The organism is Caulobacter sp. GW821-FHT09B11 (genome assembly GCF_059418205.1).
This window is the reverse complement of record NZ_JBWKPK010000002.1, coordinates 76,557-90,959: the sequence shown is the minus strand read 5'-3', so window position 1 is coordinate 90,959 and position 14,403 is coordinate 76,557. Positions and strand designations below refer to the sequence as shown.

The following is a 14,403-nucleotide window of genomic DNA, read 5'->3' as shown; positions in this document are numbered from 1 at the left end:
AAACGCGGCGGCCCATGGGGACCGCCGCGCCTTGGAAAGGTCAAGCTTCCAGACCCTCGCGGGTCCGGCGCCGTCACTTCGGCTGGTAGATCTTGTCGAACACGCCGCCGTCGGCGAAGTGCGTGGCCTGGGCCTTGCGCCAGCCGCCGAAGGTGTTGTCGATCGTCACCAGCGGGATCTTCTTGTACTTGGCGGCGTACTTGGCCGCCACCTTGGCGTCGCGCGGCCGGTAGTGGTTCTGGGCGATGATGTCCTGGGCCAGCGGGCTGTAGAGGAAGCGCAGATAGCCCTCGGCCGCCAGGCGGGTCTTGTGGCGGTCGACGTTCTTGTCGACCACGGCCACCGGCGGTTCGGCCAGGATCGAGATCGACGGCACGACGATCTCGAACTGACCCGGAATTTCTTCCAGCGCCAGGAAGGCCTCGTTTTCCCAGGCCAGCAGCACGTCGCCGATGCCGCGCTGGGTGAAGGTGGTGGTGGCGCCGCGGGCGCCGGTGTCGAGCACCGGCACGTGCTTGAACAGGTCGGTGATGTAGGCTTGGGCCTTGGCGGCGTTGCCGCCCTTCTGCTTCAGCGCCCAGGCCCAGGCGGCCAGGTAGTTCCAGCGCGCCCCGCCCGAGGTCTTCGGGTTCGGCGTGATGACCTCGACGCCCGGCTTCACCAGGTCGCCCCAGTCCTTGATCTTCTTGGGGTTGCCCTTGCGGACCAGGAACACGATGGTCGAGGTGTAGGGCGTGGAGTTCTGCGGCAGGCGCGACTGCCAGTTGGCCGGCAGCAGCTTGGCCTTGTCCGAGATCTCGTCGATGTCATAGGCCAGGGCCAGGGTGACGACGTCGGCTTCCAGGCCGTCGATCACCGAGCGGGCCTGCTTGCCCGAGCCGCCGTGGCTCTGGTTGATGGTCAGGGTCTGGCCGACCTTCTTCTTCCAGTAGCCGGCATAGGCGACGTTGATCGCCTTGTAGAGCTCGCGGGTCGGGTCGTAGCTGACGTTCAGCAGGGTCAGCGGCTTGGCCTGGGCGAAAGCCTGGCCGGCCGTGAGGGTCGAACCCCCGAGGGCGGCGGCGCCGCCGGCCGCGCCCAGCAGGCCGCGCCGGGTGGGAGACTTCAAGGCGTTTTTCATGGCTCTGTCGCTCTGTCTCGGGTGATGTCTGAGGCGGTGTCGTGCGGGATAACGCACGAACCTGACGCAAGGCGCTATATCCTATTGTCTAGGTAGGCTTCACGCCCAAGAAGACTCTCAGGGCCGGTAGATTTGGTCGAAGACGCCGCCGTCGGCGAAGTGGCGGGCCTGGGCCTTGGCCCAGCCGCCGAACTCGCGGTCGATGGTCACCAGCGGGATGTCGGGGAACTTGGCGGCGTACCTGGCCGCGGCCTTGGGCTCGCGCGGGCGGTAGTGGTGCTTGCCGATGATGTCCTGGGCCAGCGGGCTGTAGAGGAAGTTCAGATAGCCCTCGGCGACCAGCCGCGTGCCGCGCCGCTGCACCACCTTGTCGACCACGGCCACCGACGGCTCGGCCAGGATCGAGCGCGAGGGATAGACGATCTCGAACCTGTCGGCCCCGAACTCCTCGCGGGCCAGGTGGGCCTCGTTCTCCCAGGTCAGCAGCACGTCGCCGACGCCCCGCTGGGCGAAGGTGGTCATCGAGCCGCGCGCCCCGCTGTCGAGCACCGGCACCTGGCGATAGAGCTGCTGGACGAAGGCGCGTGCCTTGGCGTCGTCGCCGCCCTTCTGCTTCAGCGCCCACGACCAGGCGGCCAGATAGGCCCAGCGCGGCGCGCCGCCGGTCTTGGGATTGGGGGTGATGATCTCGACGCCGGGTTTGACCAGGTCGCCCCAGTCCTTGATCCCCTTGGGGTTGCCCTTGCGGACCAGGAAGATGATCGTCGAGGCGTAGGGGGCCGAGTTCCGGGGCAGGCGCGACTGCCAGTTCCTGGCGATCAGGCCTCGGGCGGCGATCTGGTCGATGTCGTCCGCCAGGGCCAGCGTGACGACGTCGGCCTGCAGTCCGTCGATCACCGAGCGGGCCTGCTTGCCCGAGCCGCCGTGGCTCTGCCTGATCTCCAGCGTCTGGCCGACCCGACGCTTCCAATAGGCGGCGAAGGCCGGATTGATCTCCTGGTACAGCTCCCGGGTCGGGTCGTAGCTGACGTTCAGCAGCGTCACGACCTTGGGCGCCTTGGCGGGCTGGGCGAGGGCGTGTCCGAAGGGGGCCGCCGTCGCTGCGGCGCCGGCGCCGATCGCGAGGTCCCGGCGGGAGGGGAGACGGAACAGGGTCATCGGGCGTCCTCTGGGATAACGCCGAAACCTTGGCCGATCTGGCTGCCCTTGTACGCGCGAATGTTTCTGAAGACGGGATCAGAAAGGGGCGGGGGAGCAGCCCCTCCCACCTCTTCCCGTCATTCTCGCCCTTGTGGCGAGAAACCCTCTGTCAGCCGAAAGGGCGGATAGGGCGGCGTGCTCAGCACGCCGCTTGCTCCTCACGTGTCAGCGGACCCAGGGGTTCCCGCCACAAGGGCGGGAATGACGGGAGTTGGAGGGTGAGCTGTCAGAACGCGAACTGGCTGCGCAGGTTGACGGCCTGGTAGCCCTGGCTCAGCGCCACGGTCCCGCCGGCCGGATCGAGGCGGTCGATATCGACGTCCAGGTAGTCGAGCGAGAACTTGGTCACCGAGTTGGGGAACCAGTTCACCCCGGCCGTCCAGATCGTCTGCTCGCCGCCGCGCACCCGGTCGGCCGCCAGCGTGGCGGTCTCATGGTGGTTCAGGTCGAGCACCGAATAGCGCGCCGCCAGTTCCCAGGCGCCCCACTTGCCGGCCTTCGGGTCGAAGGGGTTGGCGATCGACGGGGCGTCGAAGGCGAAGGTCGAGCCGTTGTAGCGGCGGGTCTCGCCGGTCAGCACCCAGCCGCCCTCAATGTACCAGCCGCCGAACTTCGGATTGCTGACGCCGGCCGCCGGGTTGCGGCGGTCCAGGACGATATCGAAGTACTCGCTCTGGATCAGCAGGTTCTTGTGCTGCACGGCCAGTTCGGCGCTGAAGTGGCGCAGGTTGTCGGCGTCGATGGCGCCGGTGGTGACCAGCGTGGTCCCGTCGACGCGCAGTTCCGGACGCTCGGTCAGGGTCAGCGGATAGGCGCCGCCGACCGCGGTCTGGGCCGGGGTGACGATGTAGCCGGCGCCAAGGCCGGTGTGCACGATCCAGTCCTTGGTCTTGACCGGCAGGAAGGCGGCGCGGGCGACATAGCCCTGCTGTTCGTCGAAGGTCTGGGCGTCGCCGGTCTTGCCGCCGGTGGCGGCGGCCGAGAGCAGCCAGCGCTCGCTGCTGGTCTGCACCTGCAGGGCGTAGCGGCGGTCGGCGGCGGCCAGGCCCCGGGTCAGTTCCGAGATCGCCGGGCGCTCGGCGAACAGCGAGCCGTTGGTTGAGCCGGCGTCCTCCAGGCCCACGTTCGGGGCGAAGGCGCCGACGCGCACCTTGAAGGGCGCGTAGTTGTACTGGAGGAACAGCTCCTGCAGCACGCCCGAGCCGTCGGTGCCGGCGCCGCCGAAGTCGAGCAGCACGCTGTAGTCGAAGGCCTTGAAGACCTTGCCGTCCATGCCCAGGCGCGCGCGGCGGAAGTTGCTGCCGCTGTTGAGGTCGCGGCCGTTGCCGATCACCGCCGGCAGGCCCTTGTCCTGGAAGTAGTGGGCGGTGTCGAGCTGCATCACCCCGTGCAGGGTGGCGCTGAAGGCGCCGTCGGTCGAGGCGATGGTCGGACGGCCGCCGGCGATGCTGACGGTCGCGGCGGGCGCGGCGGCGGGGGCCGCCTTGGGGGCCGCGGCGGTCGCGGTCTTGATCTCGGCGATCTGCTTCTGAAGAGCCGCCAGCTGGGCTTCGAGGGCCTCGATGCGGGCCTGTTGGTCGGGAGCTGCCCCATTTGACGGAACTTGGGCGTGAGCGCCGCCGGCGACGACGAGCGTCGCGGCGCCGGCCAGGGCGGCGGCGCCCCGGGCGAAGCGATGGATGGTCAAGGTCTTCCCCTCACGGCGATCAGGGCCGCCGTCTGTTATCGATGGGAACAGCCTTAATATTAGTCCTTAAACGGACCTTTAGCGTGGCGCGCCGCCGGCGCTGCGACGGCTGCGGCGGATTGTCGCCAAACCTGCGGTAAGTCCTTATGAAAAAAGGCCCCGCACGTTGTGCGGGGCCTCCTGCATTCCACCTGGGCGGACGTCGATCAGAACATCGTCCGGCCGGTCAGCTTCACGTTGTAGCGCTTCTGGCGCTTGGTGCTTTCGGCCGTGCCTTCCAGCGCCACGTAGGACATCGCCGTGCCGGCCCGCAGGGCGAAGCCCAGGGTCAGGGCGCCGTCCTTGTCGTCGAACGGCTCCAGCACGTAGCTCTGGCCGTTCAGGGTGGCGACGGTGTCGGCCAGCTTGCCGGCCAGGGTCTTGCGGTAGCCGACGCGGACTTCCGGGCGCACCCAGACGTCGCGGCCCAGGTCCGCGCCCAGGACCACGCCCACGTCGCCGCTGAGGTTGCTCCACTTGCGCTGGCCGATCTTGTTGTCCAGCACCGGGCCGCCGCCGGTTTCCTCGTGCTTGTCCTCGTTCAGGTAGGTGTAGTCGACGCGCGCTTCCGGACGCGAGAAGAAGCGGCCGAACTTCACTTCGTAGGCCGTGCCGGCGAAGGCGTTGGCGGTCAGGGCGCCCCAGTCGCTGTTGGCCTTGCGCTTGTCCTCGAAGACGCCGTCCTTGTTGTTGTCCAGCAGGATGACGCGGTTGCTGTCGAACCAGCCGTAGCCGACGCCGCCGCCGAGGTTGAACCGCCACGGGCCCACCGACCGGCGCCAGTAGACGCCCGCCTGCACCAGCGACGAGGTGGTCTGCTCGCCGACCTGGGCGACGGTGTCGTGTTCTTCCAGGGCGGTGTAGGCCAGGGTCACGCCCAGGGCGCCGCCCGCGTCGCCCATGGCCTCGTAGCCGGCCACGAAGCCGAAGGCCTGGGTGTCGGTGCCCAGGGTCGGGCCGTCCTCGCGACGGACCAGGGCGTTGATCTCCTGGACCCAGATGCTGTCGGGCCCGTAGCGGTCGCCCGGATCGGGCCGGATCGCGGTGGCCTGCGAGATCTGCTGGTTGACGGTCTGGACGGTGGCGAACATGCCCTCGCCCTGGTCCGGCAGCAGCTGGTTGTAGTTGTGCAGGAAGCTGGCGCGGTCGCTGATGCCCAGGAAGGTGCTGGCCACGTTGGCGTCGGCGCTGAAGGCGTTGAAGATCGCGTCGTAGGCCGAGGCGCCCGAGCGGGCCAGGCCGATCTCGGCCGCCGTGCGCCGGCGCACGTCGATATAGACGTTGTTGGAGTCGGCGCGGCTGCTGGCGACGTACATGTAGGGCGCGTCGTTGAGCAGGCTCTGGCCCAGGGTGCCGGCGGTCAGCGAACCGGCGGTGATCACCGTGTACGAGGTCGGGGCGCTCAGCAGGCTGGTCAGGCGCAGGCCCAACTGCGCGCCGGTGGCGACCGTGGCCGCGCCCGACACCACCAGGCGGGTGTTGGTCGAGGTCGCCGGGTCGGCGGTGAACACCAGCTTGCTCTCGGCGCCCAGGTTCAGGCTGGTGATGTTGATCGCCTCGGCCTTGGTCAGACCCAGCGAGCCCTTGCCGATGGTGACGTCCAGCCGGCCGTCGCTGTCGCTGATCGAGCCGATGACGGCCGCGCCGCCGTCGATGCGGAAGACGTCGGCGCCGGCCCCGAACGAGATGTCGCCGACAACGGTGCCGTTCAGCACGTTGAAGGTGTCGTTCCCCGAGCCGAAGCGGATGGCGCCGATGATGGCCGGCTCGTCGGCGTCGTCGACCCCGTCGCCGTCCGTGTCGGTGTCGGCCACGCCGTCGGCCCCGTCGTCGCCGTCGTTGATACCGTTCTGGGTCAGGGTGACGCCGGTGGTGTTGCGGCTGACGTCGATGGCCACCGCCTTGCCGGTGATGGTCTCGTTGGTGGCGTCGGTGTCGCTGTCGTCGGTGTCGAGGTCGTCGTCGGTCGGCGAGATCGAGGCGATGATCGAGCCGGTGTTCTCGATCGTGGTCAGGCCGCCCGAATAGTCGATGACGCCGTAGGCCGTGCCCTTTTCGCCGACGACGGTCGTGTTGATCACGCCGCCGTTGCGCAGGGTGGTCGTGCCGGCGCCGGCCTCGATGACGACGCCGCGGGCGTCGAACAGGCCTTCGGAGACGCTGTAGGAATTGATCGTGCCCTTGTTCCAGATCGTCGCGGCGTTGCCGCCCGCCGTGACCCGGATGCCGGTGCTGTTGGCCTCGTAGGCCTGGACGGTGATCCCGGCGTCCGAACGGAAGCCGCCGGCGATGTTGGTCGCCTGGCCGGCGTTGCCGCCCAGCTGGACGCCGGTGGCCGCCACGTTGTCGTAGAGGCCGTTGGCCAGGATCGAGCCCTTGGCGATCACGCCGTAGGCGTTGTCGCCCGTGCCGACCGCGCCGATGGCGATCGCGCCGGTGTCCGAACCGATCAGCAGGGCCGGGGCGCCGCCGTAGACGGTCAGGGCGCTGCTGCCCTCGACCGAATCCTCGACGCCGTCGCCGTCTTCGTCGGTCTTGGTGGTGTCGTTGTCGGCCGGGCGGACGTCGAGCAGCACGCCGCCGGTGACGTTGCCGGCCACGCGGACGGCCGAGCCGCCCTGCAGCAGGTCGTCGGCGTCGAGCTTGTCGCGCACGGCCTTGTCGGTGGGGCGGCTGGTGTAGCGGTAGCCGGTGGCGCTGACGCCGCCCTGCACCACGAAGGCGCCGGTGACGTCGCCGTCGATGGCCACGCCGACCGAGTTCTGGCCGACCGCGCTGACGCCGCCGTTGATCGTGACCTTGCCGGTCACCGGGGCGGCGACCCGCACGCCGTAGGAATTGCTGCCGATCACCGAGATCGAGCCGCCGTTGGTCAGGTTGCCGACCAGGGCGCTTTCCAGCGAGATGCCGGCCGAGTTGTTGCCCTCGATGGTGATCGAGCCGCCGGTGGCCAGGATGTCGCCGGTGAAGGCGCCGGGGCCGACCAGGCGGATGCCGTAGCGGTTCTGGCCCAGGGCGAAGGCGCCGTCGACGTCGCCATCCGAGTCGGTGTCGGTGGCGGTGTAGTCCTCGTCGAGCGTGATCGTGCCGGTCTGGGTGACCGTGCCGGTCCGCCCGCCGTTGATCAGTATGCCGGTGGAGTCGTTGACGCCCTGGGCGCTCAGCGTCCCGGTGTTGGTGACCTTATTGTTGCTGTTCAGCGTCACCAGCGCGCCGGAGGCCGTCAGCTTGATCGTGCCGGCCGTGTCGATCTTGACATCGTCGGCCGCGCCGCCCGTTCCCGCCGATGCCGTGGCGATCGGGGTCGTGCGCTCGGTGTTCACCACCGTCTCGGCCTGCGCGGCCAAGGCCATGGCCATAAGAGGAGCGGCCGCGACCGTCGCGACCAGGACCTTGCGCTGCATACGAACCGACCACCCTAAGGAGAATACCCTCTGCCCCCGAGATTGCGTCAGGTTGCGGCGAAATTGCGGTGAACGCCTCGCCCGACACGCATCTAGGGGTTCCCCGTCTATCCCATGAGATCGGGCGGCGCCATATCTGCTTCGACGAATCATCGCTTCGTCACAAAACTGGCCTACGAGCCTTGGTCCCCGCCGTCGGGCCCATCGAGGCCCTCGTTCCCAGCAGGAGCCCGGACGCCCTCATGCCCACCGTCTCCCCCCCCTCTCCGGTCGCGCCGGAACGCTGGGGCGGCCCCTTGGCGGGCGCGTGGGCGGGCGCCTGGACCGCGGTCGCCGGCGGCCCGGTCGCGCTGGTGGCCATGACCGCCCTGGGCGCGGCCCAGCCGGGCGTGGCCCTGCCGGCGGCGGTGCTGCTGGGCGGGGGCGGGGTCTTCCTGCTGCGCCGCCTGCGCCGCCTCATAGAGAGCGAGACCCTGGCGACGATCCCGGCCGCGGCCGCCGCCGACCGCGCGCCGCCCTTCGCGGTGATCCTCGAGAACCTGCCCGAACCGCTGATGGTCATCGCCGCCGAAGAGGCCGACGACCTGACCGGCCGCCGCTTCGTCTTCGCCAACGCCGCCGCCCGCGAGCGCTTCCGCATCCGGGAAAGCGCCCTGCTGGTCACCGCCGTGCGCAGCCCCCAGGTGCTGGAGGCGGTCGACGAGAGCCTGTTCGGCGGGGTCGAGCGCACGGTCGAATGGACCGGCGTCGGCTCGCAGGGCCGCGACTGGACCGCCCACGCCCGGCCGCTGGGCCGCGACGACCATGGCTCGCAGCTGGCCCTGCTGGTGCTGCGCGACGAGACCGACGTGCGCCGCAGCGAGCGCACCCGCGCCGACTTCCTGGCCAACGCCAGCCACGAGCTGCGCACGCCGCTGGCCTCGCTGTCGGGCTTCATCGAGACCCTGCGCGGCCACGCCAAGGAGGATCCGGGCGCCCGCGACAAGTTCCTCGGCATCATGCAGGCCCAGGCCGAGCGGATGTCGCGCCTGATCGACGACCTGATGAGCCTGTCGCGCATCGAGCTGAACGAGCACATCGCCCCGGCCGGCCGCGTCGACCTGGCCATGGCCGCCCAGGACGTCGTCGACGCCCTGGCCCCGCAGGCCCGCGACAAGCAGGTCAGCTTCGACTCCATCCTGCCGCCGCGCGGCTCGGCGGTGGTCGAGGGCGACCGCGACCAGATTGTCCAGGTGATCCAGAACCTGGTCGACAACGCCATCAAGTACACGCCCAGGGAGGGCGTCGTGCGGGTCGAGATCTTCCCCGGCCTGACCGCCGCGACGGCGGTCGCGCCGCGCGATCCGGCCGCCGCGCGCCTGTCGCTGCTGACGCCCGACCATTCCGCCTCCGAGCTGCTCTACGCCGGCCTGCGGGTCAGCGACCGGGGGCCGGGCATCGCCCGCGAGCACCTGCCGCGCCTGACCGAGCGCTTCTACCGCGTCGAGGGCCAGAAGAGCGGCGAGCGCCAGGGCACGGGTCTGGGCCTGGCCATCGTCAAGCACATCATCAACCGCCACCGGGGCGGCCTGCACGTGGAGTCGGTGCAGGGCGAGGGGGCGACTTTCGGCGTCTACCTGCCAATGGCGAAAGCCTTGCCGGAGAAGGACCTGGCCACAGCAGACGGGGCGGCTCCGGGTGGTGTCGTAAAACTGTCGTAGAAACGTCGCATAAGGTCGTCGCCCGCCCGGCATAGATCGGTCACGGGCGGGGCGGCGCAACGGGCGTCGTGCTCGCATCCCACGCGCAAGACCGCTTCACGCATGCTGACCTGGCTCTCGCTCTTCGCCCTGGCGCTTTTCGCGCTGGCGGCCTTCCTGCTCGGCCGCGGCCGGGCGCTCAAGGCCGCTGGCGGCGCCTCCGTGCGCCTGCATTCGCTGCCCAATTACTACGGCGCCTACGCCGCCCTCTGGGCCGCCGCGCCCGCCGCCCTCCTGCTGCTGCTCGGCGCCGTGTTCGGCGGCCGGGTCGAGGAGACGGTCCTGCAGGCCGAGCGTCCCGCGGCCGTCTTGGCCCTGACGCCCGACCGCCAGGACGTCTTCTTCAGCGACGCCCGCGCCATCGCGGCCAAGCAGTCGCCGTCGGAAGTCGTCTACGAGGGCGAGCTGAAGACGGCGCTGGACGCCAAGATCGCCGAGTCGCGCCGGATCACCGCCACCGTCCGCTACAGCACGATCGCCCTGGCGGCCCTGTTGGCCCTGGCCGGCGTGCTGCTGGCGCTGCCGCGGGTGGGCCTTGAATTCCGCGCCCGCAACCGCGTCGAGGGCTGGATCACCGGCCTGCTGATCGCCTGCTCGGTCGCCGCCGTCCTGACCACGCTCGGCATCGTGCTGTCGCTGGTCTGGGAAAGCTGGCGCTTCTTCCAGAGCGTCAACCCGCTGTCGTTCCTGTTCGGCACCGAGTGGAGCCCGCAGATCGCCATGCGCGCCGACCAGGTGGCCTCGTCGGGCGCCTTCGGGGCCGTGCCGCTCTTCGCCGGCACCTTCCTGATCATGCTGATCGCCATGATGGTGGCCGCTCCGGTCGGCCTCTACTCGGCGATCTACCTCTCGGAATACGCCGATCGCCGCGTCCGCTCGGTGGTCAAGCCGCTGCTCGAGGTGCTGGCCGGCGTGCCCACCGTCGTCTACGGCTTCTTCGCCGCCCTGACCGTGGGTCCGCTGTTCCGCGCCGGCTTCAACGCCATCGGCGCGAGCATCGCCGGCGGTCCGCTGGACGGGCTCGCCCAGTACCTGATGCAGGTGCAGAACCAGATGGCCCTGGTGGCCGGGGTGGTGATGGGGATCATGCTGATCCCGTTCGTCTCCTCGCTGTCGGACGACATCATCAACGCCGTGCCGCAAAGCCTGCGCGACGGCAGCTACGCCATGGGCGCCACCAAGTCGGAGACGGTCAAGAAGGTCATCCTTCCCGCCGCCCTCCCGGGCATCATGGCCGCCATGCTGCTGGCCGTGTCCCGCGCCGTCGGCGAGACCATGATCGTGACCATGGCGGCCGGCCTGCAGGCCAAGCTGACCGCCAACCCGCTCGACACCGTCACCACCGTGACCGTGCAGATCGTCACCCTGCTCACCGGCGACCAGGAGTTCGACAGCCCCAAGACCCTCTCGGCCTTCGGCCTGGGCCTGACGCTGTTCGTCGTGACCCTGGCGCTCAACATCATCGCCCTGCGCATCGTCCAGAAGTATCGGGAACAATATGACTGACGCCGCCATCAACGCCGGCGCCGGCCCGCGCGAGCAGGGTCCCCGCCCGACGCTCTCCGCCGCCGAGGCGCGCGTGAAGAAGCGCTACCGCTCGGAAATGTGGTTCAAGGCCCAGGGCATCGCCGCCATCGTGGTGGCCATGATCTTCCTGGTCGTGCTCGTGGGCCGCATCGTCGCCCAGGGCTACACCACCTTCGAGACGCACTCGATCAGCGTGCCGGTCTACCTGAACCCGGACCGCATCGACCGCACCGCCCTCGACGGGGTCAACTACGACTACATCGTCGCCGAGGCGGTGATGAAGAAGCTGAACATCCAGGACGACGACCTGGGCACGACGTCGGGCAAGGTCATGGACCTGGTCTCGCGCGATCTCGGCTTCCAGCTGCTCGACAAGATCAAGGCCGACCCCTCGGTGATCGGCAAGACCATCGAGGTCACCGGCCCGGTCAAGGCCGACGCCGACCTCTACTATAAGGGCGAGATCAAGCGCGCGACGGCCGAAGAGGACCGCAAGCTCGACAACCAGCAGCTCGGCTGGCTGGACCAGCTCGAGAAGAGCGGCACCGTCAAGGGCGGCTTCAACTTCGCCTTCTTCACCAAGTCCGACTCGACCGAGCCCGAACAGGCCGGCGTGCTGGGCGCGGTGGTCGGCTCGGCCCTGATGCTGATCATCACGGCCCTGATCTCGGTGCCGGTCGGCGTCATGGCCGCCGTCTACCTGGAAGAGTTCGCGCCGAAGAACCGCTGGACCGACGTCATCGAGGTCAACATCAACAACCTCGCGGCCGTGCCCTCGATCGTCTACGGCCTGCTGGGCCTGGCCCTGTTCATCAACTGGCTGCACGTGCCGCGGTCCTCGCCGCTGGTCGGCGGCCTGGTGCTGGCCCTGATGGCCCTGCCGACCGTGATCATCGCCACCCGCTCGGCGCTGAAGGCCGTGCCGCCCTCGATCCGCGAAGCCGCCCTCGGCGTCGGCGCCTCCCGCGCCCAGACCGTGTTCCACCACGTGCTGCCGCTGGCCATGCCCGGCGTGATGACCGGCGCCATCCTGTCGCTGGCCCACGCCCTGGGCGAAACGGCCCCTCTGCTGATGATCGGCATGGTCTCGTTCGTGCCGGGCGTGCCGGAAGGCTTCACCGGCGCCTCGACCGTGCTGCCGGTGCAGGTGTTCATCTGGGAGAACGCGTCGGAACGCGCCTTCCACGAGCGCACCGCCGCCGCCATCCTCGTGCTTCTCGTCTTCATGATCGTCATGAACGCCGCGGCCGTCATCCTGCGCCGCCGCTTCGAACGCCGGTGGTAGGATCAAGATGACCGTCACCAACCCCAACGCTCTCGCCCTCGTCCAGGGACACGCCATGCCCACCCAGAACCGTGATGGCGGCGTCGCCGCCCCCGTGATCCACACCGCCGTGCCGCAAGGCCACGGCGTGGTCGAGACCCGCGACTTCAAGATCCGCGCCCGCGACGTCAACGTCTTCTACGGCGACAAGCAGGCCCTGTTCGACGTGGCCCTCGACATCCCGGCCAAGTCGGTCACCGCCTTCATCGGCCCGTCGGGCTGCGGCAAGTCGACCTTCCTGCGCTGCATCAACCGGATGAACGACACCATCCCGTCGGCCCGGGTGCAGGGCGCGATCGAGATCGACGGCGCCGACGTCAACGCCAAGAGCGTCGACCCGGTGGTGCTGCGCTCGCGCGTCGGCATGGTGTTCCAGAAGCCGAACCCCTTCCCGAAGACCATCTTCGAGAACGTCGCCTACGGCCCCAAGATCCACGGCATCGCCACCCGCAAGGACGAGCTGGAAGCCATCGTCGAGAGCAGCCTCAAGAAGGCCGGCCTCTGGAACGAAGTGGCCGACCGCCTGCACCAGCCCGGCACCGGCCTGTCCGGCGGCCAGCAGCAGCGCCTGGTCATCGCCCGCGCCATCGCCGTCTCGCCCGAAGTGATCCTGATGGACGAGCCCTGCTCGGCGCTGGACCCGATCGCCACGGCCAAGATCGAGGAGCTGATCGACGAGCTGCGCAGCCAGTTCTGCATCGTCATCGTCACCCACTCGATGGCCCAGGCCGCCCGCGTCTCGCAGAAGACGGCCTTCTTCCACCTCGGCAAGCTGGTCGAGAGCGGTCCGACCGAGGAGATGTTCACCAATCCTCGCGACAGCCGCACCCAGGACTACATCACCGGCCGCTTCGGCTAAGCGGAAGGGAACGAGGACATGACCGAACATACCGTCAAATCCTACGGCGAAGAGCTCAGCCACCTGACGGCTGAAGTCACCCGCATGGGCGGCCTGGCCGAAGCCCAGGTGGCCGACGCCATCGAGTGCATCGCCCGTCGCGACGCGGGCCTGGCCCAGAGCGTGGTCGGCCGCGACGAGCGCCTCGACACCCTGCAGGTCGAGATCGAGCGCAAGGCCTTCCGCCTGATCGCCCTTCGCCAGCCGATGGCCGTGGACCTGCGCCACGCCGTCGCCGCCCTGAAGATCTCGATGAACCTCGAGCGCTGCGGGGACCTCGCCAAGAACATCGGCAAGCGCGCCCTGATCCTCAACGACGCCGAGCCGATGAGCGCCCTGACCCGCTCGATCGAGCGCATGGGCCGCCTGGTGCAGAGCCGCCTGAAGGACGTGCTCGACGCCTACACGGCCTCGGACGTGCAGCGCGCCATCAGCGTCTGGAGCAGCGACGAGGAAGTCGACGAGCACTACAACTCGATCTTCCGCGAACTGCTGACCTACATGATGGGCGATCCGCGTACGATCAACGCGTGCACCCACCTGCTGTTCGTGGCCAAGAACCTCGAGCGCATCGGCGATCACGCCACCAACATCGCCGAAAACATCCACTTCGAGCTGACGGGCGAGGAGATCATCTCCCAGCGTCCCAAGCTCGACGTGATCGCTCAGTAAGCTTCTGGAGGGTCGGTCGACGTGACTCCGTACGTTCTGGTGGTCGAGGACGAGGACGCCCTGGCCACCCTCCTGCACTATAATCTCGACAAGGAAGGCTACCAGGTCGCGGTGGCCGCCGATGGCGAGGAAGCCCTTACCCTGGCCAGCGAGCGCGCGCCGGACCTCGTCATCCTCGACTGGATGCTGCCCAAGGTCTCGGGCATCGAGGTCTGCCGCCGCCTGCGCGGCCGCACCGACACCCGCAACGTGCCGATCATCATGCTGACGGCCCGGGGTGAAGAGAGCGACCGGATTCGAGGGCTCGACACCGGCGCCGACGACTACGTGGTCAAGCCGTTCTCGATGGTCGAGCTGACCGCCCGCGTCCGCGCGGTGATGCGCCGGATCCGTCCGGCCCTGGCCGACGACCGCATCACGGTCGGCGACATCATCATCGACCGGGTGGCCCATCGCGTGAAGCGCCAGGGCAAGGAAGTCCATCTCGGCCCCACCGAGTTCCGCCTGCTCGACTATCTGATGCAGCACCCGGGCCGGGTGTTCAGCCGCGAACAGCTGCTGGACGCCGTCTGGGGCTCGGACGTCTATGTCGAGGCCCGCACGGTCGACGTCCACATCGGCCGCCTGCGCAAGGCCCTCAACGGCTCGGCCGAAAGCGACCCGATCCGCACCGTCCGCTCGGCCGGCTACTCGCTGGACGTCGAGGCGGCCTGAGAATCTAAGATCCTCCCCCTTTGGGGGAGGTGGCCCAGAGGGCCGGAGGGGGTAGCGCCGGCCTGTGCCGAGCCGGGGG

The 14,403-nt window shown here is 69.2% G+C and carries 10 protein-coding genes; 6 read left to right on the top strand and 4 right to left on the bottom strand.

The window, feature by feature from the left end:
- Positions 1-73 precede the first annotated feature (73 nt).
- The 4 genes from AC07N1_RS01370 to AC07N1_RS01355 all read right to left on the bottom strand — a co-directional run bounded on the left by AC07N1_RS01370 (position 74) and on the right by AC07N1_RS01355 (position 7,450).
- Entirely contained in the window at positions 74-1,120 is a 1,047-nt protein-coding gene (locus AC07N1_RS01370; protein WP_494670131.1) for a sulfate ABC transporter substrate-binding protein, read from the bottom strand.
- A 117-nt stretch (positions 1,121-1,237) separates the two neighbouring features.
- Positions 1,238-2,278 (bottom strand): sulfate ABC transporter substrate-binding protein, encoded by a 1,041-nt coding sequence (locus AC07N1_RS01365; RefSeq protein WP_494670130.1) that lies wholly within the window; start codon positions 2,276-2,278, stop codon positions 1,238-1,240.
- A 268-nt stretch (positions 2,279-2,546) separates the two neighbouring features.
- Positions 2,547-4,007, bottom strand: a complete 1,461-nt coding sequence (locus tag AC07N1_RS01360) for an OprO/OprP family phosphate-selective porin (RefSeq protein ID WP_494670129.1) — start codon at positions 4,005-4,007, stop codon at positions 2,547-2,549.
- Between the two features lie 206 nt (positions 4,008-4,213).
- Complete coding sequence (locus AC07N1_RS01355) at positions 4,214-7,450, bottom strand: autotransporter domain-containing protein (protein WP_494670128.1); 3,237 nt, start codon at positions 7,448-7,450, stop codon at positions 4,214-4,216.
- Between the two features lie 242 nt (positions 7,451-7,692).
- Here AC07N1_RS01355 and AC07N1_RS01350 point away from each other — a divergent pair, with 242 nt between their 5' ends.
- The 6 genes from AC07N1_RS01350 to phoB all read left to right on the top strand — a co-directional run bounded on the left by AC07N1_RS01350 (position 7,693) and on the right by phoB (position 14,324).
- Positions 7,693-9,150 carry a sensor histidine kinase gene (locus AC07N1_RS01350; protein ID WP_494670127.1) on the top strand — a complete coding sequence of 486 codons (1,458 nt, stop codon included), beginning with the start codon at positions 7,693-7,695 and terminating at the stop codon, positions 9,148-9,150.
- A 102-nt stretch (positions 9,151-9,252) separates the two neighbouring features.
- Entirely contained in the window at positions 9,253-10,695 is a 1,443-nt protein-coding gene (gene pstC, locus AC07N1_RS01345; RefSeq protein WP_494670126.1) for a phosphate ABC transporter permease subunit PstC, read from the top strand.
- Positions 10,688-12,001, top strand: coding sequence for a phosphate ABC transporter permease PstA (pstA, locus tag AC07N1_RS01340; protein WP_494670125.1), 1,314 nt, complete (start codon positions 10,688-10,690; stop codon positions 11,999-12,001). Before pstC ends, pstA begins: the two co-directional genes overlap by 8 nt.
- Positions 12,002-12,056: 55 nt before the next feature.
- Positions 12,057-12,899, top strand: a complete 843-nt coding sequence (pstB, locus tag AC07N1_RS01335; protein WP_370444041.1) for a phosphate ABC transporter ATP-binding protein PstB — start codon at positions 12,057-12,059, stop codon at positions 12,897-12,899.
- Positions 12,900-12,917: 18 nt separating this feature from the next.
- Positions 12,918-13,610 carry a phosphate signaling complex protein PhoU gene (gene phoU / locus AC07N1_RS01330; protein ID WP_494670124.1) on the top strand — a complete coding sequence of 231 codons (693 nt, stop codon included), beginning with the start codon at positions 12,918-12,920 and terminating at the stop codon, positions 13,608-13,610.
- A 21-nt stretch (positions 13,611-13,631) separates the two neighbouring features.
- The gene (phoB, locus tag AC07N1_RS01325; protein WP_494670123.1) at positions 13,632-14,324 is read left to right on the top strand and encodes a phosphate regulon transcriptional regulator PhoB; all 693 of its coding nucleotides are present in this window, start codon (positions 13,632-13,634) and stop codon (positions 14,322-14,324) included.
- The last annotated feature ends 79 nt before the right edge of the window (positions 14,325-14,403 follow it).